The 21,463-nt window shown below is 61.9% G+C and carries 15 protein-coding genes; 7 read left to right on the forward strand and 8 right to left on the reverse strand.

Going from position 1 to position 21,463, the window contains the following annotated elements; translation table 11 throughout:
• Nucleotides 1-80 precede the first annotated feature (80 nt).
• The 3 genes from HNQ65_RS24370 to HNQ65_RS24380 are packed head-to-tail and all read right to left on the reverse strand — an operon-like array spanning nucleotide 81 to nucleotide 4,690.
• Entirely contained in the window at nucleotides 81-1,247 is a 1,167-nt protein-coding gene (locus HNQ65_RS24370; RefSeq protein WP_184344040.1) for a sulfatase-like hydrolase/transferase, read from the reverse strand.
• A gap of 37 nt (nucleotides 1,248-1,284) precedes the next feature.
• A complete protein-coding gene (gene glnD / locus HNQ65_RS24375; RefSeq protein WP_184344042.1) occupies nucleotides 1,285-4,143 on the reverse strand; it encodes a [protein-PII] uridylyltransferase in 2,859 nt (952 codons plus the stop codon).
• A 13-nt stretch (nucleotides 4,144-4,156) separates the two neighbouring features.
• Complete coding sequence (locus tag HNQ65_RS24380) at nucleotides 4,157-4,690, reverse strand: adenine phosphoribosyltransferase (RefSeq protein WP_184344044.1); 534 nt, start codon at nucleotides 4,688-4,690, stop codon at nucleotides 4,157-4,159.
• 258 nt (nucleotides 4,691-4,948) lie between these two features.
• Between HNQ65_RS24380 and ccsA the strand changes: the two genes are divergently transcribed.
• The 7 genes from ccsA to HNQ65_RS24415 all read left to right on the forward strand — a co-directional run bounded on the left by ccsA (nucleotide 4,949) and on the right by HNQ65_RS24415 (nucleotide 13,351).
• Entirely contained in the window at nucleotides 4,949-5,728 is a 780-nt protein-coding gene (gene ccsA / locus HNQ65_RS24385; RefSeq protein WP_184344046.1) for a cytochrome c biogenesis protein CcsA, read from the forward strand.
• Nucleotides 5,721-6,791, forward strand: a complete 1,071-nt coding sequence (gene hemA / locus HNQ65_RS24390) for a glutamyl-tRNA reductase (protein WP_184344048.1) — start codon at nucleotides 5,721-5,723, stop codon at nucleotides 6,789-6,791. Before ccsA ends, hemA begins: the two co-directional genes overlap by 8 nt.
• A gap of 244 nt (nucleotides 6,792-7,035) precedes the next feature.
• Entirely contained in the window at nucleotides 7,036-8,376 is a 1,341-nt protein-coding gene (locus tag HNQ65_RS24395; RefSeq protein ID WP_184344050.1) for a hypothetical protein, read from the forward strand.
• A gap of 159 nt (nucleotides 8,377-8,535) precedes the next feature.
• Nucleotides 8,536-9,879, forward strand: coding sequence for a DUF1501 domain-containing protein (locus HNQ65_RS24400; protein WP_184344052.1), 1,344 nt, complete (start codon nucleotides 8,536-8,538; stop codon nucleotides 9,877-9,879).
• 143 nt (nucleotides 9,880-10,022) lie between these two features.
• Nucleotides 10,023-10,601 carry a hypothetical protein gene (locus HNQ65_RS24405; RefSeq protein WP_184344054.1) on the forward strand — a complete coding sequence of 193 codons (579 nt, stop codon included), beginning with the start codon at nucleotides 10,023-10,025 and terminating at the stop codon, nucleotides 10,599-10,601.
• Entirely contained in the window at nucleotides 10,598-12,760 is a 2,163-nt protein-coding gene (gene mdoH, locus HNQ65_RS24410; protein WP_184344056.1) for a glucans biosynthesis glucosyltransferase MdoH, read from the forward strand. The genes HNQ65_RS24405 and mdoH overlap by 4 nt, the downstream gene beginning before the upstream one ends.
• Nucleotides 12,761-12,832: 72 nt before the next feature.
• Nucleotides 12,833-13,351: a 3'-5' exonuclease gene (locus HNQ65_RS24415; protein WP_184344058.1), complete on the forward strand. Its 519-nt coding sequence runs from the start codon at nucleotides 12,833-12,835 to the stop codon at nucleotides 13,349-13,351.
• Between the two features lie 27 nt (nucleotides 13,352-13,378).
• On the opposite strand, the gene HNQ65_RS24420 is transcribed toward HNQ65_RS24415, so the two are convergent.
• The 5 genes from HNQ65_RS24420 to HNQ65_RS24440 all read right to left on the reverse strand — a co-directional run bounded on the left by HNQ65_RS24420 (nucleotide 13,379) and on the right by HNQ65_RS24440 (nucleotide 21,462).
• The gene (locus HNQ65_RS24420) at nucleotides 13,379-13,750 is read right to left on the reverse strand and encodes a type II toxin-antitoxin system VapC family toxin (RefSeq protein ID WP_184344060.1); all 372 of its coding nucleotides are present in this window, start codon (nucleotides 13,748-13,750) and stop codon (nucleotides 13,379-13,381) included.
• Nucleotides 13,747-14,001: a ribbon-helix-helix domain-containing protein gene (locus HNQ65_RS24425; RefSeq protein ID WP_184344062.1), complete on the reverse strand. Its 255-nt coding sequence runs from the start codon at nucleotides 13,999-14,001 to the stop codon at nucleotides 13,747-13,749. The genes HNQ65_RS24420 and HNQ65_RS24425 overlap by 4 nt, the downstream gene beginning before the upstream one ends.
• 158 nt (nucleotides 14,002-14,159) lie before the next feature.
• The gene (locus HNQ65_RS24430; RefSeq protein WP_184344064.1) at nucleotides 14,160-16,379 is read right to left on the reverse strand and encodes an NADP-dependent isocitrate dehydrogenase; all 2,220 of its coding nucleotides are present in this window, start codon (nucleotides 16,377-16,379) and stop codon (nucleotides 14,160-14,162) included.
• A 144-nt stretch (nucleotides 16,380-16,523) separates the two neighbouring features.
• Complete coding sequence (locus tag HNQ65_RS24435; protein ID WP_184344066.1) at nucleotides 16,524-18,275, reverse strand: GDSL-type esterase/lipase family protein; 1,752 nt, start codon at nucleotides 18,273-18,275, stop codon at nucleotides 16,524-16,526.
• 22 nt (nucleotides 18,276-18,297) lie between these two features.
• Nucleotides 18,298-21,462 carry a DUF4838 domain-containing protein gene (locus tag HNQ65_RS24440; RefSeq protein ID WP_184344068.1) on the reverse strand — a complete coding sequence of 1,055 codons (3,165 nt, stop codon included), beginning with the start codon at nucleotides 21,460-21,462 and terminating at the stop codon, nucleotides 18,298-18,300.
• Nucleotide 21,463 lies beyond the last annotated feature (1 nt).

Genomic DNA, 21,463 nt, shown 5'->3' on the forward strand with positions numbered 1-21,463 from the left:
GCTCCCACCATGCAAAGCGTTGGGTTTTCATCGACATGTCTTCTTGCCTCGATGCACCCAATTTGCCAATCGACAGGTTTTCAAACACGACCTAGGTTCACGAGCATGGGCTGCATATCCTTGCCGGCCTTGACGAGCTTCCAGTCTCCCTGCCGTACGGCCTGCTGCACGCCAAAGCGGAAGTAGAGCTCGCGGGGGGCCAGCTTGTCGGTCTTGCCCTCCAGCAGCGGGAGGAGGTTCACGCCATCGAGCGGTATGCTGGTGGTGGCACCAGCGGCGGCGAGTGCGGTGGGCAGAATATCAAGCTGGATCACGGGCTCGTTGCTCACACGGCCAGCGGGGATGTGGCCCTTCCATGCGGCCAGCCAGGAGACGCGGATGCCGCCCTCCCAGACGAACCACTTGTGCCCGCGCAGGCCGCCCATCTCGGCGTTTTGGTAGGCACCGCCGTTGTCGCTGAGGAGGAAGATGAGGGTTTTTTCCTCCTGCTTGAGCGCGCGCAGCCTGGCCATGACGGTGCCGATGGCTTCGTCCGCCTCGGCGGCGAGCGCCGCGTAGGCGGCATCGTGCTTGGAGAGGTGTTTGAACTTCTCCAGCCACTTCTCCGAGGCCACGTGTGGCGAGTGCACGGCATTGAAGGACATGAGCAGGAACCAGGGCTTGCCTTGATTCGCCTCAATGAAGCCTGCGGACTCCCGCGCATACACGGGCGAGGTGATGGGCTCTCCGGGCAGCTCATTGATCAGGTCTTTGCCTCGATAAAAGGAAGGTCCTTTGCCTTCGCCGAGATTCCCCACCGTGCCGACTGAGTAGTCAAAGCCGCGCGCTGCTGGAAGAAACTCCGCGCTGGTGTCTCCGAGATGCCACTTGCCCACGATGCCGGTGCTGTAGCCGGCGGATTTCAGGTGCTGGGCGAGGGTGGTCTCGCTCAGCAGAAGTTCACGGCCTGCTTTGGTGGGGTTGGCATCATGGCCGGTGCGCGCCTGATAGCGGCCAGTCATGAGTCCCACACGGCCTGGAGAGCATACACAGCCGGAGGAGTAGCCTTGCGTAAAGCGCACTCCGCTGGCGGCCAGCGCATCCATATTGGGTGTGGGGGCCATCTTTCCGCCATAAGCGCCTGGTTGCGCCCAACCCATGTCATCTAGGTAAAAGATGAGAATGTTGGGCTTGGTGGCATCCGCTGCAGTGGCATAGAGCGGCGAGATGACGGAAATGAGGAGCAGCGGCAGCAAGAAGAGCTTCATGTGAGCGCTCTCCGAACGATGCAGCAGGCGGAATGTATCAGCGGATCGGCGCAGGCTTTGCCTCAAGCTTGGTTTCTGGCCTGACCTCAGGCGTGGGAGAGGGCCGGGGGCGCGGGGCTGGGAGGAGTCCGGCGGCTACTTTCACCGCATCGGCCAGTTCGTCGAGCTGCTCGCGGTCGGTGATCTTCTGGCTCTGAGCGTCCTGCACGTAGATGGCGTCGATGGCCACGCCCTTTTCCGTGCTGATGCGCGCGTGGGTGACGTTGTGCCCGAGGCGGCCGATGGCCATGAAGAGATCGTAGAGAAGGGCCAGGCGGTCAACGAGCTGCAGCTCAAGCACGGTGTGGTCCGGCGAGAGGTTGTTGTTCACATAGACACGCTGCGGGATCTCATCGCCGATGGCATCGAGCATGGTGGCGGACTTGCCAAGCTTCTGGGCGATGGCCTCGCCGAAGTCAAAGGTGCGGCCGCTGAAGGCCTTGCGCACGGATTCCTCGATTCGGTTGCGTGCGCTCTTGGTGGTGACGGCGGCGAAGTTCGTGTTGCAGACGCGGAAGGTGTCCAGCACGAGGTGATCGGCGCGCTGGTAGAGGTCTGCGCTGAGGATGTTGATGCTCTCCGCCGCGAGGGCACCGGAGATGCGTGCCAGGAGCAGGTGGCGGTCCCAGCAGACGACGGTGAGCTCGCTGTAGCCCTGATCCACGTGGTCCTCCCAGACCATCACCGGCAGGAGGCCGGCGGCAGCTTCCTCGTGGATGAGCTGCTCAAAAAAGAGGCGGAACTGGCGCAGGTGTCTGGCGATGAACTCAGCCTCGCGGAAATTGAAGTAGGAAGGCGGCATGTGCCGGAAGTGCGCGTCCACTTCCGCCTCGTAGCCGGAGCCCATGAGGCGCAGCACCTGCTTTTTCAGATCCACCAGGGGCACCTGCACCTGGCGCATGAAGTCAGCAGGTGCATTCATAAAGCGCAGCGCGCTGTGGTAGAGCTGGCGGATGGACGCCTCCTTGTAGCCGGACCAGCTCTTGTCGCTGGTGCCCTTGGAGTCCGCGTAGGTCATGAGCAGCAGCGTGTCCAGATTCTCCTTGGTGCGGACGATGTTGACGAATTCCTCGATCACCTGCGGGTCATCCAAGCTCTTGGTGGTGGCGGTGCGGTACATCAGGAGGTGATTGTCCACCAGGAAGAGCAGCAGGCGGCGGCGCTCTCCCTTGACCTGCAGGCGGCGCGCCACGGCAGCGGCCAGGGTGGTGCTTTCGTCGCTATGCGTCTTTTTGTTGGCGGCGCGTCCGGCGTCATGCAGCAGCAGCGCGAGGTAGAGCACGTAGGGCTGGTGCAGGTCGTGAAAGAGCTGCTGGAAAAGCTCCACGCCCTTGAGGTTGGGGTCGCTGAGTTCATCAAGCTTGTCGATGGTGCGCAGCGTGTGCTCGTCTGCGGTGTAGAGGTGGAAGAACTCATGCTGCACGAGGGTGGTGAGCGCACCAAACTCCGGCATGTAGCGTCCCAGAAAGCCCACGCGATGCATCTGCCGCAGGGTTCGTGCGGCATCCCCCTTGTGGGAGAGGATGGTCTCAAAAGTCTCGCGGTTGGTCTTGCTGTAGCGGAAGCTCGTGTCCACGAGGCGGAAGTTGTCCTGGATGAGCTGGAAGAGGTCCGGACTCAGGCGCAGGTGACGCTTTTGTGTATGGAGGAAGAGGCGCATCATCCGCTCCGGATCGTCCTTGAAAATGGAGGGACCCTCTGCGTACACGCGCTCGTGCTTGCGCTGGAAGCCGTCAAAGCTCTCCTGCTGCTTCTCCGCTTTGCGCCGGGCCATGAAGTTCATGAGCTTGCCTTTGCTGCTGGTCTCCAGCGCCTGGAGGTGAAAGCGGTCCATCACCTCGTTGCTGCGCTGCAGGATGTCGCGGGTGGCGGTGTAGTACTCGTGCATCAGCGCCTCGATGCGGCGGAGGATGCGCTTGTGGCGGTAGCCGAGATTGGTGGCCACGGGGCCTTGCAGACGGAGCGTCAGCAGGTCCTCGGCGCGCTTTTCGGTGTAGTGCATTTCATTGCGCACGCGCAGGATGAAGTCATACCCCTGCTCCACCTCCTTCCAGCCTTTCTTGGAGATGAGGCCCAGCGTCACCAGATCCTTTGGGTTCAGCGTGCGGTGGCGCGCGTAGGTCATCCAGATGAGGTTCTGGTAGTCGCGCAGGCCGCCGCAGCCGTTTTTCACATGCGGCTCCTGCACAAAGGGGGTGTTTTCGTACTTCGTGTGCCGGGTGCTCAGGTCAATCTGCCGGAGCTTCAAAAAGTCCGCCTCCTGCCCCTCCATGCACTCCTTGTCAAAACGGGCGCGAAATTCCTCCCACGCCTGCTTCTGCCCGGTGATGAAGCGTGCCTCCATCAGCGCGGTCTTCGTCTCCATGTTCTCATTGGCCAGCTTGATGCACTCGCCCACGGAGCGGGAGCCGTGGCCCACCTTGAACTTCAGATCGTAGAAATAGAGCAGGTAGTCGCGGATGAGCTGCACCACATCATTGGAGACCTTGCCGCTGTTTCCTGGAAACATGAAGGTCAGATCCACATCGCTGCCGGGGCTCATCACCCGCCGCCCGTAGCCACCGTGGGCGATGACGCTCACGTTCAGCTTGGCGCGGGCCTCTGCCGGCAGTGCTGCCACGCTTTCATCCCACAGGATGCGCACGAGGAGATCGATCATGTCCGAGCGCATGCGGCAGATCTCCGCACCACTGAAGCTGCCGGTGCGGTGGCGCTGCTTGATGCGCTGCTCTTTGATTTTGAGGAAGCGCTTGGCCTGGCGCAGCGTCTCTGTGCGCCCGCGTGGCAGCTTGTCCTCAGGCGGGAAAAATTTCTGCGCGATCTTGTTCAGGTGGCGCAGGTAGTCGCGTTCGGTCATCTCGGCGGAGGAGTCAGTAGGTGATCAGGGCGTGGACCGGGCCGGAGGTGCTCACGCGCTGGCGGCCGCCGAGGAAGGAGAGCTCGATGAAAAAGGTGCTGCCGACCACCTGCCCGCCGGCTTGCTGGATGAGATCCAGCGCTGCGCCTGCGGTGCCGCCCGTGGCCAGCAGGTCATCCGCCAGCAGCACGGTCTCCCCTGGGGCGATGGCATCCAGGTGCATCTCCACGGAGTTGGTGCCGTATTCCAGCGTGTAGTCCACGCCACGGGTCTTCCAGGGAAGCTTGCCCTTTTTGCGCACCGGGATGAAGCCTGCCCCGAGGCGCTCGGCGATCAGCGCGCCAAAGATGAAGCCGCGTGCGTCGATGCCCACTACCTTGTCCACCTCCGTGAGCCCCGTGGCCTCGATCATGCCATCGATCGCCTGCGCCAGCAGTGTCGGATTCGCCAGCACGGGGGTGATGTCCTTGAAAAGGATGCCGGGCGTGGGGAAATCTGGCACGTCACGGATGGTGCTGCGGATGCTGTCGAGGATGTCGGGAGCCATGCCTGCCGATCATGGAGGAGATGCGGGGATGCGCAAGCTTCATGCGGGGCCGGGGAGGATTCAGGGGAATTGCGTTGTTAGTCTGAAACTTCCGAGTGTGCCCTTGACGCAAATTCCGTGCATGGCGCCTGCCGAGGCTGACCGCCAGCCACCACAAAATAGGAGCATCCGCGCACCAGAGAGACAATCTCAACCATCGCCTTCATCCTTGCAGAAACGGCGTTGGGCCACGAGTATCCGCCTCCCCCACCTATCTTCATGCCCGCCTCCCTCCAGTTTCTGCTTGCCGCCACGCTCGTCTTTGCGAGCGCTGTGGTGCAGGCGCTGATGGCGCTGAAATCTGGTGCCTGGAAACGCACGCGTGGCCAGGTGGTGCTCATCGCGCTGGGGTTTGTGCTGCAGACGGGCTTTATCTACCTGCGCGGGCAGGAGGTGCGGCAGTGCCCCATCCGCAGCCTGCCGGATATCCTGATCTTCATCGCTTGGAGCATGGTGCTGCTGTACTTTCTGGTGGGCCCGGCCTTCCGCCTCTCCCTGCTGGGGGTCTTCACCGCGCCGCTGGTCAGCATTCTGCACGTGCTGGCGCTGGCACTTGGCTTTGCCGCCTACCCGCCCAAGGGGCCCATCAATGCCATGGTGGAGCTGCACATCGCCCTGGCCCTTATTTCTTACGCCTCCTTTGCCCTGGCCTGCATCACGGGGGTGATGTACCTCGTCCAGGAGCGCATGCTCAAGCGTCACCAGATCGGCGGCCTTTTCTATCAGCTACCACCCATCCAGGGGCTGGCGCAGGCCATCCAGCGCATCGTGCGCCTGGGGCTGCTGCTGCTGAGCATCGCACTGGGGATCTCCTTTGCCCTGCACCTGCCCATGACCAAGACCGGGCATGTGGTCTTTGCCTGGATCGTGTGGGGGCTGTATGCGGTGATCTCCCTGCTGATGTGGAAACATTTCACCTCGCCCCGCCGGACGGCCTGGCTGGCGGTCATCGGCTTCATCCTGCCGTTCATTTCCTTGTGGATCGTCACGCATGCCTGAGCCGACTGACAGCCACAACCGCAGCGGCCTCGTCTGTGTGGGCCTGAACTACAAAACCACGCCGGTGGAGGTGCGTGAGCGTCTGGCCTTCCCCGAGGCCCAGGTGCCGGATGCCGTGCAGCAGGTGCGCGGGCTGCCGGGCTTTGAAGAGTGTGTGGTGCTCAGCACCTGCAACCGTGTGGAGCTCTATGCCACGCACGGTCTGCCCAGCGGCCGGGACGGCCACGCCGCGCTGCGCGACTACCTGGTGCGCCGCTTTGAGCTGCAGCCCGAGCATGCCGAGGCGCTGGTGCTCTACAATCTCGACTCCGCCGAGGCCGCACGGCATCTCTTCCGCGTGGTCAGCGGGCTGGACTCCATGGTGCTGGGAGAGACGGAAATCTTTGGCCAGGTGAAGGCGGCGTACAAGCTGGCTCTGGACACCGGCACCACCGCCCGCTCCCTCAACAAGCTCTTCCAGCAGGCCTTCACCGTCGGCAAAAAGGTGCGCAATGAGACCACCATTCAGCGCGGGTCCACCAGTGTGGGAAGCGTGGCCGTGGATCTGGCGGAGAAGGTGCACGACCTGAAGGAGTGCCGTGTCATGCTGGTGGGTGCCGGCGAAATGAGCCGCACCTGCGCGCAGAGCCTGCTCTCACGGGGTGCCAAGAGCATCATCGTCTCCAACCGCAGCTACGACAAGGCGGTGGAACTGGCCACGGAGATGAAGGGACGCGCGATGAAGTTTGATGAATGGGAGCACGCCCTGCATGAGGTGGATGTGATCATTTCCAGCACCAGCGCGCCGCACTTTGTCATCAAGCCTGAGCAGATCGAGCAGGTGATGCGCAAGCGCCGCTGGGAGCCGCTGCTGATCATCGACATCGCCGTGCCGCGAGATGTGGACCCTGCGGTGAATGAGATCGAAGGTGTGTACCTTTACGACATCGACGCCCTCCAGGCCATCGCCGATGAAGGCCGCCGCGAACGCGAACGTCAGCTGGCCTCCTGCGAGCGCATCATCGAGGAGCAGCTGGAAAAATATGGATTCACCCGCCCTGGTGGCACGGTGGCCATGGCGTAGCCCGGTTCTCCACAATTCTGTCCGCCACGGCTTGGCCAGATGGAAAAATAGTCCTTGCGGTTAACGGTAGGACAAACAGATTAGCTAATCTCATCCACATCCTCGGTGATTTGTGCGAAAACACTTCGCGGTCACATCTTACCACTGGGCTGATCTAGGTGCCATGAATCCAGCGTAAAAGCTTTGCTGTGGCGAGGTCTTCGTGCGGAGGGAGTCCTATCAACGACCAAAACCACGTCTCTCTGTGTCCGGCCCGATATTCAACACCAATCCCATCTTCGCGTTTTCAGACAACAAGAGCCTCCTTTTGAAAATGGAGTTCGTGCCCCCAGTCAGTGCGGTAACAAACGGAGTCAGACCTATCAAAGAGGCCGCTTTCTCGCTCGAGGAAAAGCAAAGTGGGCAAGTTCTCTGGAAGCGTCAGTTCGGGCGCGGAATTTTCGCAAGGGCGCTGTTCATATCTGACAACGGCTGGTCCGTCCTGCATCTCGGACGCGATCATCCGCGTTTGCACGTCATCAACCCGGCCGGCGAGGAGGTGCTGATTGTTGCCATTGAGCACGCGCTTTGCAGTCGTCCTATGCGCCCAGCGCTCTGGAAGGGCCCGTGGGAGGTGTGGTCCGACAAACACGTTATGATCACGTCGGTGGGCACCTTCTGGACGATTGGTGCACGAATACGGTTTGAGCAGATTGGCTCCCAGACGTTCTTCATCTGTCGGACCAGATCGGGACGGTATTTGGTCCTCGACCTGAATGGCGCGCGTCTCCTCAGTGAGGTGGAATTGCCGCCCGAACTGGTGCCACTGCTGCGGCCCTCAGACCAGTGCTGGGCCTTGGATATACTGACGCAGGTCAGCAGGGAGCGTGCTGCGCTCGAATGTGCCATTGAATGCGCTGACGGGGGAAGCCTTTCGCCGCCCGATATGGATGACTTATATAGCAACTTCGAAATCGCGCTACGGATCTTGCGTCAGGACAACGTCAAAAAAGCTGCGGAAGTCCTCAAGGAGCTGCAGGATTTTCGCGGTCCCGTGTATCAACGAGGAGTTTATCCTGCGCTCGAAATGAACGGCGGTGAGTGGCAGTATGATCCGGCGCGCGAGTGGATACACCTGACCATGTTTGTGACCGGAGTGAAGCCAAGAGGTCTGGCTTGCAGATGGTTTTGCGAGACCGATATCGGGACAGGAGCCCGCTTTCGTGAGCTGCCTGAATGCATTCCCGATAGAGACCGGATTCTGAAATCCTTGAAGCCTGGAATGACATTCGATGCGGTGATCAGTCGTGTGGGAGCCCCGAGCGCCCTTCTGAGGCATTCCGAATTGGAGGACGAACTTCCGTTCGAGGAACAAGCACAATACGAACGCTGGGACTACGATGAACTCGGCGTTGATGGGAAGCCGCATTCATGGGGACTGATCTTCAGGCTCTCAAACGTGGAATCCGTGCAGCAGGATCCTTCCAAGCCTTGGAGTCATTCCTTTCGTTTTAAAACGACGGAAGAATGCACGCCTGTGCTGCATGCGGTTAAACGCATCCGCTGGACGAAAGCCTATCGCGAAATCCGAGAAGGGCGTTACTGAGCGAGGGCAAGCCCTCCTCCAACAAAACAATAACCCTTCCGCAGTTGTGCCTGCCTTGCGCATCATTGTGCCGCTGTTGGCAGAGTGGACCATGGGCGTAATAAGGGAGCTGATGTCATGGTAGGTTAGTGCGGAAACCTACTGACTCCGCTCCGCACCATGAAAATGCATCGTCTTTGCACCGGCAATCACAGCAACCTCTTCACCACCGCCCAGGGACGGCGTGATTTTCTGCAGGTCGGCGCCATGGCGGGGCTGGGCCTTACACTGCCGCAGATGCTCAAGCTGCAGGCGGCGGAGCAGACGCTGGCCATGCCGGCGGTGGAGACGTTCCGGCCCATCGCCACCTCTGTCATCCACATCTACCTGCCCGGCGGCATGGCGCAGCATGAGTCCTGGGACCCCAAGCCGTTTGCGTCTCCGGATTATCGCGGCCCTTTCAGCCCGGTGAAAGGGGTGACGGGCGAGTATGTCGGCGGGCAGTTTGTGAACATCGCCAAGATCTTGGACAAGATCACGCTTATCCGCTCCGTGACGCACGGAGAGGCGGCGCACGAGCGCGGTACGCACAACATGTTCACCGGTTACCGCCCCAGCCCGGCCATCAAGTTTCCCAGCTTCGGTTCCATCATCTCCCATGAGCAGGGCTCTCGGAACAATCTGCCGCCTTACGTGGCTGTGCCGGGCATGATCGCGCCTGATCAAGGCAGCGGCTACATGAGCAGCGCCTTTGGTCCCTTTGCCCTGGGCAGCGATCCTGCTGACAAAGGCTTCACCGTGCGCGACCTCGCCTCGCCCAAGGACATCGACGCCAAACGCTTCGAGCGCCGTCGCAGCCTGCTCTCCTCTGTGGACGAGCACTTTCGCACCACCGAGAAATCCGACGGACTCAGCGCCATGGACAACTTTTACCAGGCTGCCTACAGCCTGATCAGCTCGCAGAAGGCACGGGAGGCCTTCAACCTTGATGCCGAGCCCGCCAAGCTGCGCGATGAATACGGCCGCAATGCCGCCGGCCAGCGCTTCCTGCTCTCCCGCCGTCTGGTGGAAGCCGGGGTGCGCATGGTGTCTGTGAACTTTGGCAGCTGGGATCACCACTCCAACATCAAAGGTGCTTTCGAGAGCCAGGCCCCGCAGTTTGACGTGGCCTTTGCCCGTCTCATCAAGGACCTTGATGAACGTGGCATGCTGGACACCACGCTGGTGCTGGTCAGTTCTGAGTTTGGCCGCACGCCGCGCATCAACAGCACGAATGGGCGCGACCATTATCCGCGCGTCTTCTCCGTGGCCATGGCCGGCGGCGGGGTGAAGAAAGGCTTTGTCTATGGGAAGTCCGACGCCCTCGGCGGCGAGCCCGATGAAAACCCTGTGGGTCCCGAGGATCTGGCCCGCACGATGTACCGCCTGCTCGGCATCAATGCCAGCAAGCGCATCGTGGTGGAAAACGTCCGCCCTGTGGACATCGTCAACGGGGGGCGGTTGATCCAGGAAGTGATCGCGTAAGGCGTCCACACTTCTCTGGCAAGCTCAGGCGCTCCTGTTTGAGGTACGCCGGGTCGTGCTTTGAAAAATGCGGAATCCGCAATCCTGCGCTTTTCACGGCATCAAAAGTGCGCATTCTCCATGTGGCTCGGATTTGAACCTACATGGAAGCAGTCAACATTCAGTTCGCCCCAGCAACGGGCACCGAGGAAGAATGGAATGAGGCGTACGCGCGCCTCGCCGATTACTTCCGCTCGTACCAGCTGCACAACCGGATCCGCCGTACCCAGCTCATCCTGGAGACGCTGCGCAATGCGGCCAAGGCGCATGCGCAGGACCCGACCCGCACACCCACGGCGCACTCCATCGAGCAGGCGCGCCTGATGCTGCGGGAGTGGCTGGGCTCCATTTACAGCGATCTCAATCTCAGCGAGGCGCAGCTGGAGGCCACGGGCCGCCTGGGCTTCCACCTGGCGGGCGGTCCCTCGCGCTGGCCGCAGTTCTTCCTAGATGAAAAAAACATGCCGGACGACATGGCCGAAGCCATGCGCTCAGCCATTCGCACCTCCGGCCCCGGCATGCAGGTCAGCAAGATGACGCCGCGAGACATCGACCTTGGCATGTTTACCGATGTAGCTGACGACACCTTTGACCGCCTCGGCCGTCATCCCATCCTGCGCTACTCCGTCCTGATCATCATCGTGGGCAGCGTGCTGGGCTACCTTTACTCCCTCTTCGGATGAGCGCAGCACCCATCGGCAGCCAGACGGCGAACATCGCCATGACAGCGGGCATGCCGCCCAAGCATGTGTCCCGCACACGCCGCGCCACCTTCTTCTCCCTCGTGGGCCTGGGCACCATCGTAGGTGCGTGGCTCTCCTATATTTTCCTTTCTGAAAACGGCATGCGCATCTCTGAGTGGGCGCTGCTGTTTGTTTTCATCCCGCTGTATTATCAGCTCAACGTGGGCTTCTGGACCGCGCTCTTTGGCGTGTGGCTGATGAACCGCCCCAAGCCGGACCCGCTTAATCTCTGGCTTTCCCTGAGCGCCGACGACTACGAGCAGCCCATCACCGCCAGCACGGCCATCATCATGCCCGTGTTCAACGAAGACGTGACGCGCGTGTATGAGGGCCTGCGCTCCATCTACCTCTCCCTGGAGGCCACCGGGCAGTCCAAGCACTTTGACTTTTTCATTCTCAGCGACTCCGACAAGGCCAGCCAGTGGATCGAGGAAGAGACCGCGTGGCTGGAGCTCTGCCGCCAGCTCAAGGCCTTTGGCCGCATCTTCTACCGTCGCCGCCGCAAGCAGATCAACCGCAAGAGCGGCAACGTCTCCGACTTCTGCCGCCGCTGGGGCAAACGCTACCGCTACATGGTCGTGCTGGATGCGGACAGCCTCATGTCCGGCGCGCTGCTCACCAGCATGGTGCGCATCATGGAGAAAAACCCCGGCATCGGCATCGTGCAGACCTTTCCGAAGCAGATCGCTGCGGACACGCTGCTGGGCCGGGTGATGCAGTTCGCCCAGGCGCTGTATGGCCCGCCGTTCATGGCCGGACTGGACTACTGGCAGTGCGGCGAAGCCAACTTCTGGGGGCACAACGCCATCCTGCGACTGGCGCCCTTCATCGAGCACTGCGCCCTGCCGCCGCTGCCGGAAAACGCTCCCTTTGGCGGTCATATTCTCAGCCACGACTTTGTGGAAGCCGCGCTCATGCGCAAGGCGGGCTACGCCGTGCGCCTGCTGCCCACCACGCGTGGCAGCTATGAGGAGGGCCCGCCCACGCTGGTGGACATGCTCAAGCGTGACCGCCGCTGGTGCCAGGGGAACATCCAGCACTTCTGGCTGTTGTTTGCCAAAGGCTGGCACCCGATGAGCCGCATCAATTTCCTGCACGGCATCCTCAGCTACGTGAGCTCCCTGCTGTGGTTCCTCTTCCTGGTGCTGGCCACCCTGCTGGCCGCCACGCCCACTCCGCACGTGCAACCGCAGGCCATCCTGGCGGAGCACATCCTGCTGGGCGTCACCGCCATGCTCATCTTCCTGCCGAAAACGGTCATCCTGCTGGATGAGGTGATCACCGGCCGCATGTTCAAACCGCTGCGTCTGCGCTTCCTTACCGCCTTCAGCAGCCTGATGGACACCGTGGTCTTCACTCTCATGGCACCCGTGCTCATGATCTTCCATTCACGGTTTGTGGTTTACACCGTCATTGGCAAGAGCGTGAGCTGGGTCACGCAGCGCCGCAAAATCGACGGTGGCGTGAACTGGAGCGAGATCATTTTCACCTTCCTGAGCGTCACGCTGCTGGGCATTGCCTGGGCAGTCATCGGCTGGTATGTCTCCACCAAGTTCCTCATTTGGATCAGCCCCATTCTCTTCTCGCTGGCGATTTCCATCCTGATGGCCGCCATGGTCTCCAGCTCACGCAGCGGGCGGCGTCTGGGGCTCTTCCTCACCCCGGAGGAGCATGAGCCACCTACTGTGCTGAAGACCATGCAGCAGAATCTGGAGGAAATTAAGGACCGGATTCCGCTCTCTCCTGAGCTTGAGCGCCACTACGGCCTCATGCAGGTGTGTCTTGACCCTTACGTGAACGGGCTGCACGTCAGCCTGCTGCGCCGTCGCCGCACCATTGGTGTGTCAGACACTTACCTCAAGGAGATCAGCCACCGCCTCATCACGCAGGGGCCGCAGTCTCTCAACGCTCAAGAGCTCAAGGCGCTGATGCACGACACCGACATCGTGACCAACCTGCACTACCGCATCTGGAGCGCCGCTGATCATGAGCTGGCACCTTTCTGGGCCACGGCCATCCGTCAGTACAACCTCGCCTCCACCAGTCCGTTTGCCCACACGCTGGCAAAGCAGGAGCTGGAGCCTGCGGCCACGCTTTAATGCATCGGATGCAGCCCACCCAGCAGCAGGCTGCTTTACCCAGCTTCAATTTTGGGCCATGGTGCCCAACGTATGAGCTACATAATGGTTGATGTGGAGTCGGACGGTCCGATTCCGGGAGATTACTCGATGATTTGTTTTGGTGCGGTGGTGGTGGAGCCGGGGCTGAGCCGCACGTTTTACGGACAGTTGCGCCCCATCTCGGAGCGCTATATTCCGGAGGCGCTGGCGGTCAGCGGATTCACGCGGGAGCAGACGCTCCAGTTTCCGGAACCTGCGGAGGTGATGCAGAGCTTTGCCGAATGGCTGCGTGGTATTTCCAAAGACCGCCTCATTTTCATCGCCGACAACAACGGATTCGACTGGGGATTCATCAACTGGTACTTCCACCACTTCACCGGAGCCAATCCCTTCGGCTTCTCGTCCACCAATCTCGGCAGCTTGTACAAGGGCATGGTGAAAGACACCTTCCAGAGCTTTAAGCACCTGCGTCGGACCAAGCATACGCATCATCCCGTGGACGATGCGATTGGGAATGCGGAGGCGCTGCTGACGATGAAGGATGAGATGGGGCTGAAGATCAGGTGGTGATCACTCTGCGGCAGGCGTGGGCAGTTTTTACACCAACTTCAGCCCATGAGGCACGAAAGCGCTGAAGTCTTTGAGATTGTTCGTGGCCAATGAAGCACCTGCCACGATGGCTGTGGCGGCGATCATGGCATCTATGCGGAGAGTTCGTTTCCGACCTGCCGCATTGAACAAACGAGCTGCTTCAGCCGCCAGGGGCTCATCAAATGCGATCAAATGATGGAGAAAAGAGCGGATGGCGGCGACCTGTTTTGCAGTGACCGGCCCGCAGGTGAACTCATACCACGCAGGCATGGCTGTGATGAGCGTCTCGCCCGCTTGCGCCCATTGGATCAATTCCTGGCTCTCGCGGCTGCCCGGCATGAGTCCAAGGATCAAGTAATTGGTGTCGAGACAGATCATGCCCCACGCCCCTTTTTGCGATCTTCGCGCACTTCGGCCAGATATGCTTTGGCAGCTTTGGCAGAAAGGCCTTCCCCGGAGTTGTGCAGTTGCTGGAGCATGGCCACTGGATCAGGACGTGTTGCAGGCTTGTCTGCCAGCGATACAGCACGTCTTACCACCTCGGCTTGAGAAACTTTCCACAATTTCGCAAGGCTCTTGATGCGCGTGGTGGTTCCTTCGTCGAGGGCAAACGTAGCACGGTGGGTCATAGTCGCCATACCATAATGCATACCATCACGCAACCCGGGCGGCAAGTGCCGGATTAGCCCAGTCGTTTTGACTGGGTGCCGCTCATGCCATTTGTATGGAGATGAGCCTGTGCCTCACAGACTCATCCGCACATCATCTTGTCAATGCTGGAAGGCTCTTACACCTTCGCCAGCACCGCATTGAACGTCGCGCTCGGACGCAGTGCGGCATCGGCTTTGGCGGTGTCCGGCTTGTAATACCCGCCCACGTCGGCGGGCTGGCCCTGCACAGCGAGGAGTTCGGCGACGATCTTGGATTCGTTGGCCGTCAGCTCTTCGGCGATGGGTTTGAACTTGGCCTGCAGTTCGGCGTCTGCCGTCTGGGCGGCGAGGGCCTGGGCCCAGTAGAGGGCGAGGTAGAAGTGGCTGCCGCGGTTGTCGATGGTGCCGAGCTTGCGGCCGGGGCTGCGATCGTTTTCGAGGAACTTGCCGGTGGCGGCGTCGAGGGTGTCGGCGAGGACCTTGGCCTTGGGCAGGCTGAAGTTTTCGGCGATGTGCTCGAAGCTGGGGGCAAGGGCGAAGAACTCGCCGAGGCTGTCCCAGCGCAGGTAGTTTTCTTCGAGGAACTGCTGCACGTGCTTCGGAGCGGAGCCGCCGGCACCGGTCTCAAACAGGCCGCCGCCGTTCATGAGCGGGACAATGGAGAGCATCTTGGCGGAGGTGCCCACTTCCAGGATGGGGAAGAGGTCGGTGTTGTAGTCGCGCAGCACGTTGCCGGTCACGGAGATGGTGTCCTCTCCTTTGACGATGCGCTCCAGGGAGAAGGTGCAGGCTTCGGCGGGCGGGAGGATGCGGAGGTCCAGGCCGGTGGTGTCGTGATCCTTGAGGTACTTTTCCACCTTGGCGATGATCTGTGCGTCGTGGGCGCGGTTCTTGTCCAGCCAGAAGACGGCTGGGGTCTTGGAGGCGCGGGCGCGGTTCACGGCCAGCTTCACCCAGTCCTGAATGGGGGCGTCCTTGGTCTGGCAGGCGCGCCAGATGTCTCCGGCCTCCACGGCGTGCTCCAGCAGCACGGTGCCGGCGCTGTCAGTCACACGCACGGTGCCGTCGGCGGGGATTTCAAAGGTCTTGTTGTGGCTGCCGTACTCTTCGGCGGCCTGGGCCATGAGGCCCACATTGGGCACGCTGCCCATGGTCTTGGGGTCCAGAGCGCCGTTCTTTTTGCAGAAGTCGATCACGGCCTGGTATACACCGGCGTAGCTGCTGTCCGGGATGACGGCGAGCGTGTCCTGCTCCTTGCCGGCAGCGTTCCACATCTTGCCACCGCCACGGATCATGGCGGGCATGGAGGCATCCACGATCACATCGCTCGGCACGTGCAGGTTGGTGATGCCTTTGTCGCTGTTCACCATGGCCAGCGCGGGGCGGCTGGCGTAGGCGGCCTGGATGTCGGCCTCGATCTCGGCCTTCTTCTCCGCAGGCAGCTTGGAGAGCTTGGCCACGAGGTCGCCGAAGCCGTTGTTAAGCTCCACACCGATCTCAGCCAGCGTGGCGCTGTGCTTGGCCAGCACGTCCTTGAAGAACACGCGCACGGCGTGGCCGAAGATGATGGGGTCGCTGACCTTCATCATGGTGGCCTTCATGTGCAGGGAGAAAAGCACGCCCTCGGCCTTGGCTTTCTCAAGCTGGGCCTCGATGAAGGCCACGAGCGCTTTCTTGCTCATGCGGGTGGCGTCGAGGATCTCGCCGGCCTTCAGCGGGGTCTTGTCCTTCAGCACCTTAGTGGTGCCGTCCGCGCCGATGAATTCGATCTTCACGTCCGTGGCGGCGGGCACGCAGACGGATTTCTCATTGGAGAAGAAGTCGTCCTTGCCCATGGTGCCCACGCTGGTCTTGGAGTCGGCGCTCCACTTGCCCATGGAGTGGGGGTGGGCCTTGGCGTAGTCCTTCACAGCCTTGGGGGCGCGGCGGTCGCTGTTGCCCTCGCGCAGCACAGGGTTCACGGCGCTGCCCATGACCTTGGCGTAGCGGGCCTTGATGTCCTTCTCGGCGTCCGTCTGCGGGTTTTCGGGGAGGTTTGGCACGGCGTAGCCCTTGCTCTGCAGCTCGGCGATGGCGGCCTTCAGCTGCGGCACGGAGGCGGAGATGTTTGGCAGCTTGATGATGTTGGTGGTGGGCTCCAGGCAGAGTTTGCCGAGGTATGCGAGGTCATCGGACTGCTTCTGTGCGTCGGTCAGGAAATCGGGGAAGTTTGCCAAAATACGGCCCGCCAGGGAGATGTCGCGCGTTTCCACCGTGATTCCGGCCGGCTTGGTGAAGGCCTGCACGATGGGCAGGAAGGAAAAAGTGGCCAGCAGTGGAGCTTCGTCGGTCAGGGTGTAGATGATCTTGGCGGACATGATTTGGAGGGGGCGGAATTGAGAGCGGAAGAGCTAGACGAAGGTGCGCTCCTACGCAACGCCCAAGGTGCCGCAGCTTCTGCGCCAGATAGGGCGGGGGATGTGCTCGACTGCGCAGAGAAGCAGCCTGTCTCCATGCCGGTGCTACCTGCCGCGAACGGCTTCGCGGATGGCGGGCACGAGAAGCTCTGCCACGAGCTGGTGGCCAAGGTCTCCGGGGTGCATGCCGTCCAGCAGCATCTCGTCGATGGTGGTCTGGTGCTTCGCGGCAAAGGCCGGGTAGGCGGCGTGCACGTCCAGCAGCGGCAGCTTCAGCTCGGCGGCCAGCTGGCGCACGGCTTCATTGTAGCGGACGAGAGCGGCGGACTCAAAGCCGTCTTCAGCCGCGGGATCGTAGGGCGGGTGGCCGTAGAGCTCGCGCAGCTTGGAGGTCCAGCGCAGCGGGTTGGGCGTCATGAGGATGACCTTGGCGCCCTGCTTCTGTGCGGTCTGGATGAGGGTGCGGTAGTTACGGATGAAGTCTTCCAAAGGCACGCGCGAGGTGGTGGCGGGCGGCTTTTTCCACACATCCACGGCGGAGTCATTGATGCCAAACTGCATCACCACCACACGCGGCTGGTGATTCAGGACGTCGCTTTGCAGACGCTTCAGCGCATCCTGCGTGGTATTGCCACCGATGCCGGCATTGTAAACCCCCATCGAGGAGCCGATGCTCTGCAGCCCCTGTTCCACCCGCGTGGCATAGACCTTGAGGCTGCCGCGCGGTGCCGTCGTGGAGTCGCCAAACATGACAATGCCTCCCGGCTTTGGCACGGGTTTGGGTGGCGGGACAAAGACGGGGATCTCCCCCGCGCCGAGGTCGGCTGCGTTCACCTTCATCCGCAGGCCGCCCTGCATGGTGGTGATCCATAGCTCGCCGGGTTTGCGCTCGTAGAGGTAGGGATAGGAGACGCGGCCACCTGCCACGTAATTCGCCGCCACGATCACCGGCTTGGTCCAAGTAGCCGTTTCATCGTCTGAAAACGCGAGCGACAGCTCCACGCGGCTGGTGCCATTCTTCGGATCATGGCGCGGCGGCGCATTCCACAGCAGGGCGATGCGGCCATCGCTCAGGCGCGCCATCTGCGGGCAGCAGGTGACGGAAGCGATTGGCGTCTGCTTCAGCCCCTCCCATTTCAGGCCATCGCGCGAGGTGGCTTCCCACAGAAAGCCCGACTCCGTGCGCAGCAGCAGGTAGAGCGAGCCGTCTTTTCTTTCCACCACACTGCCCTCGATGGAGCCCGCGTGGTCGTGCGCACCCACGCCGTAGTCCAGCACATCGCCACGCTGCCATGTTTTCCCAACATCATCCGAGGCCCACATGACCGTGGCGTGCCGCCACTGCGGGATGATCTCCTGCCCCACCAGCACGATGCGGCCGGACTTCATCTGGATCATGGAGTGGATGCAGCCGCACCATGGCGTGCTGAGCAGTACGGGCGTCTCCCAGGTTTTGCCATCGTCGGTACTGCGGCAGGAGTAGGTGGGCAGCACAAAGGCCTTCCAATCCACGCTAGGATTACCCCAGCCCCAGCGCTTGGGTGCCAGACGTTCCGCGCCGTTCATCCAGGCGGAGATGATCACCCCTTCACGCGTGCGCAGCAGAGTGCGCTCGTTGCTCACGTTGTACTTCTTTGCCTCGGCAAACAAAGGCGTGCTGCTCCAGGTGTGGCCTTCATCAGTGCTGCGAAGTGCATTCCTGGCATCGATGCACAGCACCCCGCCGTCTGCCGTGGTGACAAAGGGGCCCTGATGCGTGAATGGCAGCGCAGAGGCTTTTGGATGCAGCGTGGGCGCATCTGCCGCAATAGCGGCGGCGCCGGAGAGCAGGAGCAGCGGAAGAAAGAGCAGGCGCATGGCAGATCATGTACGCGATGACTCACTGTCCTCGTGCTTTTTGCACCTCGTCGATGGATTTCTGAATGTTGTCCCGCCACACGCCACGCAGCTTGTCCGGCTCGGCGCGGTTCAGGGCTGCCATGGCTTCATCGTACTTGCCGCGCCGAGTCAGGATGCGGGCGATGCCCTGAAGCGCGCCGTATTCATCTGCTCCGCCGATGTGTGCACGCTCTGCCACGATGGCCTCATAAGCGGCCAGGGCCTGTGCATCGTCGTGCAGGTTGCGCTCACGGTTTTGTCCCAGGGCCAGCAGCAGGGCATCGCGCGTGCGCGGCTCGCTGGTCCAGGGCAGGGCGGCGCTGAGGTCGGCCTCGGCCTTGTCTCCCTGTTTGACGATGGAGTAGGCGTAGCCGCGCGTGTGATAGCCCGCGCCGCGCTTCCAGAAGGGCCACTTGTTGAAGTCCTCGTCCGCAAATTGCGCGATGACTTCCGGTGCCTTGCTCTGGGCGAGCAGGAACTGCATCTGCGCGGCTTTCTTCACCGCCTCCACCGGGATGCGCTCGATGATGGGCGCGGCTTCGCCACGGCTGTAAGCTGCGGCCTGCTCCAGAGCGGTGGCTTTTTGGAAGGGGGTGATCTTCCCTTCCGCCAGCTTGAGGAAGGCCTCCGCCTGGCGCTTCTGCGTGGCATCGCGGAAGCTGAGTGCGAAGTCCGTGACAGCGGGGTCCTCTGGAAATGCGCGTGAGTTGCCGTGGTAGAAATGCGCGAACTTCAGCGGCTCATGAAAGCCCTCCGTGCCGGTGGGGGAGAGCGCGCTGAGCTCCTGCCCGTCTTCACGAATGCGCTGGCGGCACACATTGATGTGCCAGGGCAGGCTGGGCGTGGGCTCGCGGCCGATGACCTGATGCAGCGGATCGTTTTCGTCCTGCGTCACGGGGATGCGGATCTCCGCCGTCCAATGATCGTCCGCGATGTGCGTGGCCACCTCCGCTTTCGCGTCCCACTCAAACCACCGGTCACGTGCCGCGCCACGGTCCAGGTCCACGATGTGCCCCGCCGGGCTGATGGCGATCTGGTAGTAGGAGTGCGTTTCCGTGGCGAGCTCGATCTCCACGGCATCGCCATGCCAGAGCGCCTGGTCATCATCGCGCGTGGTGGTGTTGTTCGGCTTGTCGCCGGGGTGTTCGTCGCAGCGGATGGCCACGCAGAGGCTGCCGCGCTGCCAGCCCACCTTGAAGCTGGTGCCAAAGGTGGGCACGCGTCCGGTCTGCAGCTCGCGCAGTTTTCCGGTGGAGGCGGCGGGGCAGTTCTGCCAGTAGGCGTCGTCGAGCTTTCCATCGATGACGATGTCTTTCGCTTCTCCCACAAGCCGCACGATGGGCACCGGCCCGCGCTGCTGGGCCAGCTGCTGGCACTTCATCCGCAGGCCTTTGAGAAAGTCATCGATGAGCGCGATGCGTTTTCCATGCACGCTCACCGCGTCGGCCTGCGCCTGTGCTTTGGCAAAGAGCGCCAGCGCGGCATCCGCCTGCGCCTTGTCGTCCTCCATCGCGTTCCAGTGCTCCTCGCAGTAAGTGAAGAAGGCCTGCATCTCCTGCGCGGCGGGACCGTAAAAGAGCTGGCAGTATTCGCGGAACATGGCGTCCACATCCGCATTCCTGCCGCCCCAGTACATGCGCGCGGTGAAGTAAACCATGAAGTGGTTGAAGCCGATGCCCACCTCCTTGAAGTCCTGACGCGCGGAGAGCCAGATGTCCTCCCCCTGCGAGAGGCCTTTCGTCGCGTTCACGGAATCTCCCAGCGCATGCGGTGCGAAGGCGGGCAGGTACCAGCCGCGATCGGTGAAGGGATAGTTTTCAAAGATCATGAGGGGGGTGTCCGTCTTCTTCGCCCAGGCGGCGCGGAGGGCTTCCGGGGCTGACTGCTCATCACTCTTGCGGGCGGCCTTGTTCAGCGGGCGGCGGCCGCCCACGATGCACACGACCACATTGGGCTCCAGCTTGCCGATCTTCAGCGGCGGCAGCGTGTACACTCCATAAGCGCAGTTCAGTACCTTGGCCTGCGGATGTGATTTCCCGATCTCCTTGGCCACGCGGTTCACAAAGTCCCACACGTAATCGCTCAGCAGGCCGCGTTCATTGCGCTCCGGCGAGTCCTTGCCTTTGCATTTCTCGCACTGGCAGATGGATGTGTAGCCGTCCGGCGGCATGATGGAGACGGACTTCACCGGGTAGGTGTCCAGCAGGGCGCGGGCGTAGCGCACAGTCTCGCGAAAGAGCTCGTCATTGGAGTAGCAGAGCTGGTTGGTGCTGCTGCCGCGTGTGTAGTCACGTTTCCCACCATACAGCGCAAACCACTCCGGATGCGCGGCAAAGGTGGCGTCATTCCCCGTCATGCCGTCCATGCCGTGGGCGATGAGCCAGCGGTCGTCATTGCGCGTGCCGAGGTGCATCATCCACATGGAGGTGTCATAGCCTGCGGTGGCAAAGCGGAAATTGAACTGCCGCAGTGGGAAGTCTGGCTTCACGGTTTCATCCATCGGTGGCAGTGCGATGGTTTTCATGGATGGCATCACCTCGCCAAGCTCTCCGGGCAGGTACCAGCGCGCGCCGAGCTTGTGGAAAAAAGCGGTTACCGCATTGAAGCTGCCGCGTTCATCGAGACCCCAGATGTCCAGGGTCTCGTTCTTGGCGGTGGCGGCTCCGTCCGCCTTGCCGGTGTCTCCGGGCAGGCGCAGCTTGTTTTTGTACAAGCCGGGATTTGGCATGCCATACGGCGCGGCGACAATCTTTTGAAACTCCGCCTGCGCACGGGGGATGTCGCCATTGTGTCTGGCCCAGGGATCCGTGGGCACAAAGTCCGTGTCGTCTCCCACCAGCGCCAGCCAGTCGGCGCCGGACTGCATCCGGTAGGCACCATCCTTCAGACCCTCCGCCTTCACCGGGTTGAGCTTGCTGGCTCCGATAAAAACCTTCACTGCCTTGCCGCTGGGCTGCGTGACTATGGGCAGGCGCGCACCGCTGATCTTCTCGATGTTCGTGCGAAACTCCTGCGCGGCCACCCGCTGCATACGTGTGGGATTCTCTGTGATGATGATCTCCGCACGCGGCTGGCCGTCCTGCACGATATGGACATCTGCAGCCTGCAGCGAGGAAAGCGTCAGGAATGCGGCGGCGAATAACGGTGCGGTGGTGGTTGGGCGCATG

It is taken from the genome of Prosthecobacter vanneervenii, assembly GCF_014203095.1.
Lineage (GTDB): Bacteria > Verrucomicrobiota > Verrucomicrobiia > Verrucomicrobiales > Verrucomicrobiaceae > Prosthecobacter > Prosthecobacter vanneervenii.

Coding starts and splice junctions, on each gene's coding strand:
- HNQ65_RS24370 (WP_184344040.1), bottom strand. CDS start 1,247: ATGAAGCTCTTCTTGCTGCCGCTGCTCCTCATTTCCGTCATCTCGCCG.
- glnD (WP_184344042.1), bottom strand. CDS start 4,143: ATGACCGAACGCGACTACCTGCGCCACCTGAACAAGATCGCGCAGAAA.
- HNQ65_RS24380 (WP_184344044.1), bottom strand. CDS start 4,690: ATGGCTCCCGACATCCTCGACAGCATCCGCAGCACCATCCGTGACGTG.
- ccsA (WP_184344046.1), top strand. CDS start 4,949: ATGCCCGCCTCCCTCCAGTTTCTGCTTGCCGCCACGCTCGTCTTTGCG.
- hemA (WP_184344048.1), top strand. CDS start 5,721: ATGCCTGAGCCGACTGACAGCCACAACCGCAGCGGCCTCGTCTGTGTG.
- HNQ65_RS24400 (WP_184344052.1), top strand. CDS start 8,536: ATGAAAATGCATCGTCTTTGCACCGGCAATCACAGCAACCTCTTCACC.
- HNQ65_RS24405 (WP_184344054.1), top strand. CDS start 10,023: ATGGAAGCAGTCAACATTCAGTTCGCCCCAGCAACGGGCACCGAGGAA.
- mdoH (WP_184344056.1), top strand. CDS start 10,598: ATGAGCGCAGCACCCATCGGCAGCCAGACGGCGAACATCGCCATGACA.
- HNQ65_RS24415 (WP_184344058.1), top strand. CDS start 12,833: ATGAGCTACATAATGGTTGATGTGGAGTCGGACGGTCCGATTCCGGGA.
- HNQ65_RS24420 (WP_184344060.1), bottom strand. CDS start 13,750: ATGATCTGTCTCGACACCAATTACTTGATCCTTGGACTCATGCCGGGC.
- HNQ65_RS24425 (WP_184344062.1), bottom strand. CDS start 14,001: ATGACCCACCGTGCTACGTTTGCCCTCGACGAAGGAACCACCACGCGC.
- HNQ65_RS24430 (WP_184344064.1), bottom strand. CDS start 16,379: ATGTCCGCCAAGATCATCTACACCCTGACCGACGAAGCTCCACTGCTG.
- HNQ65_RS24435 (WP_184344066.1), bottom strand. CDS start 18,275: ATGCGCCTGCTCTTTCTTCCGCTGCTCCTGCTCTCCGGCGCCGCCGCT.
- HNQ65_RS24440 (WP_184344068.1), bottom strand. CDS start 21,462: ATGCGCCCAACCACCACCGCACCGTTATTCGCCGCCGCATTCCTGACG.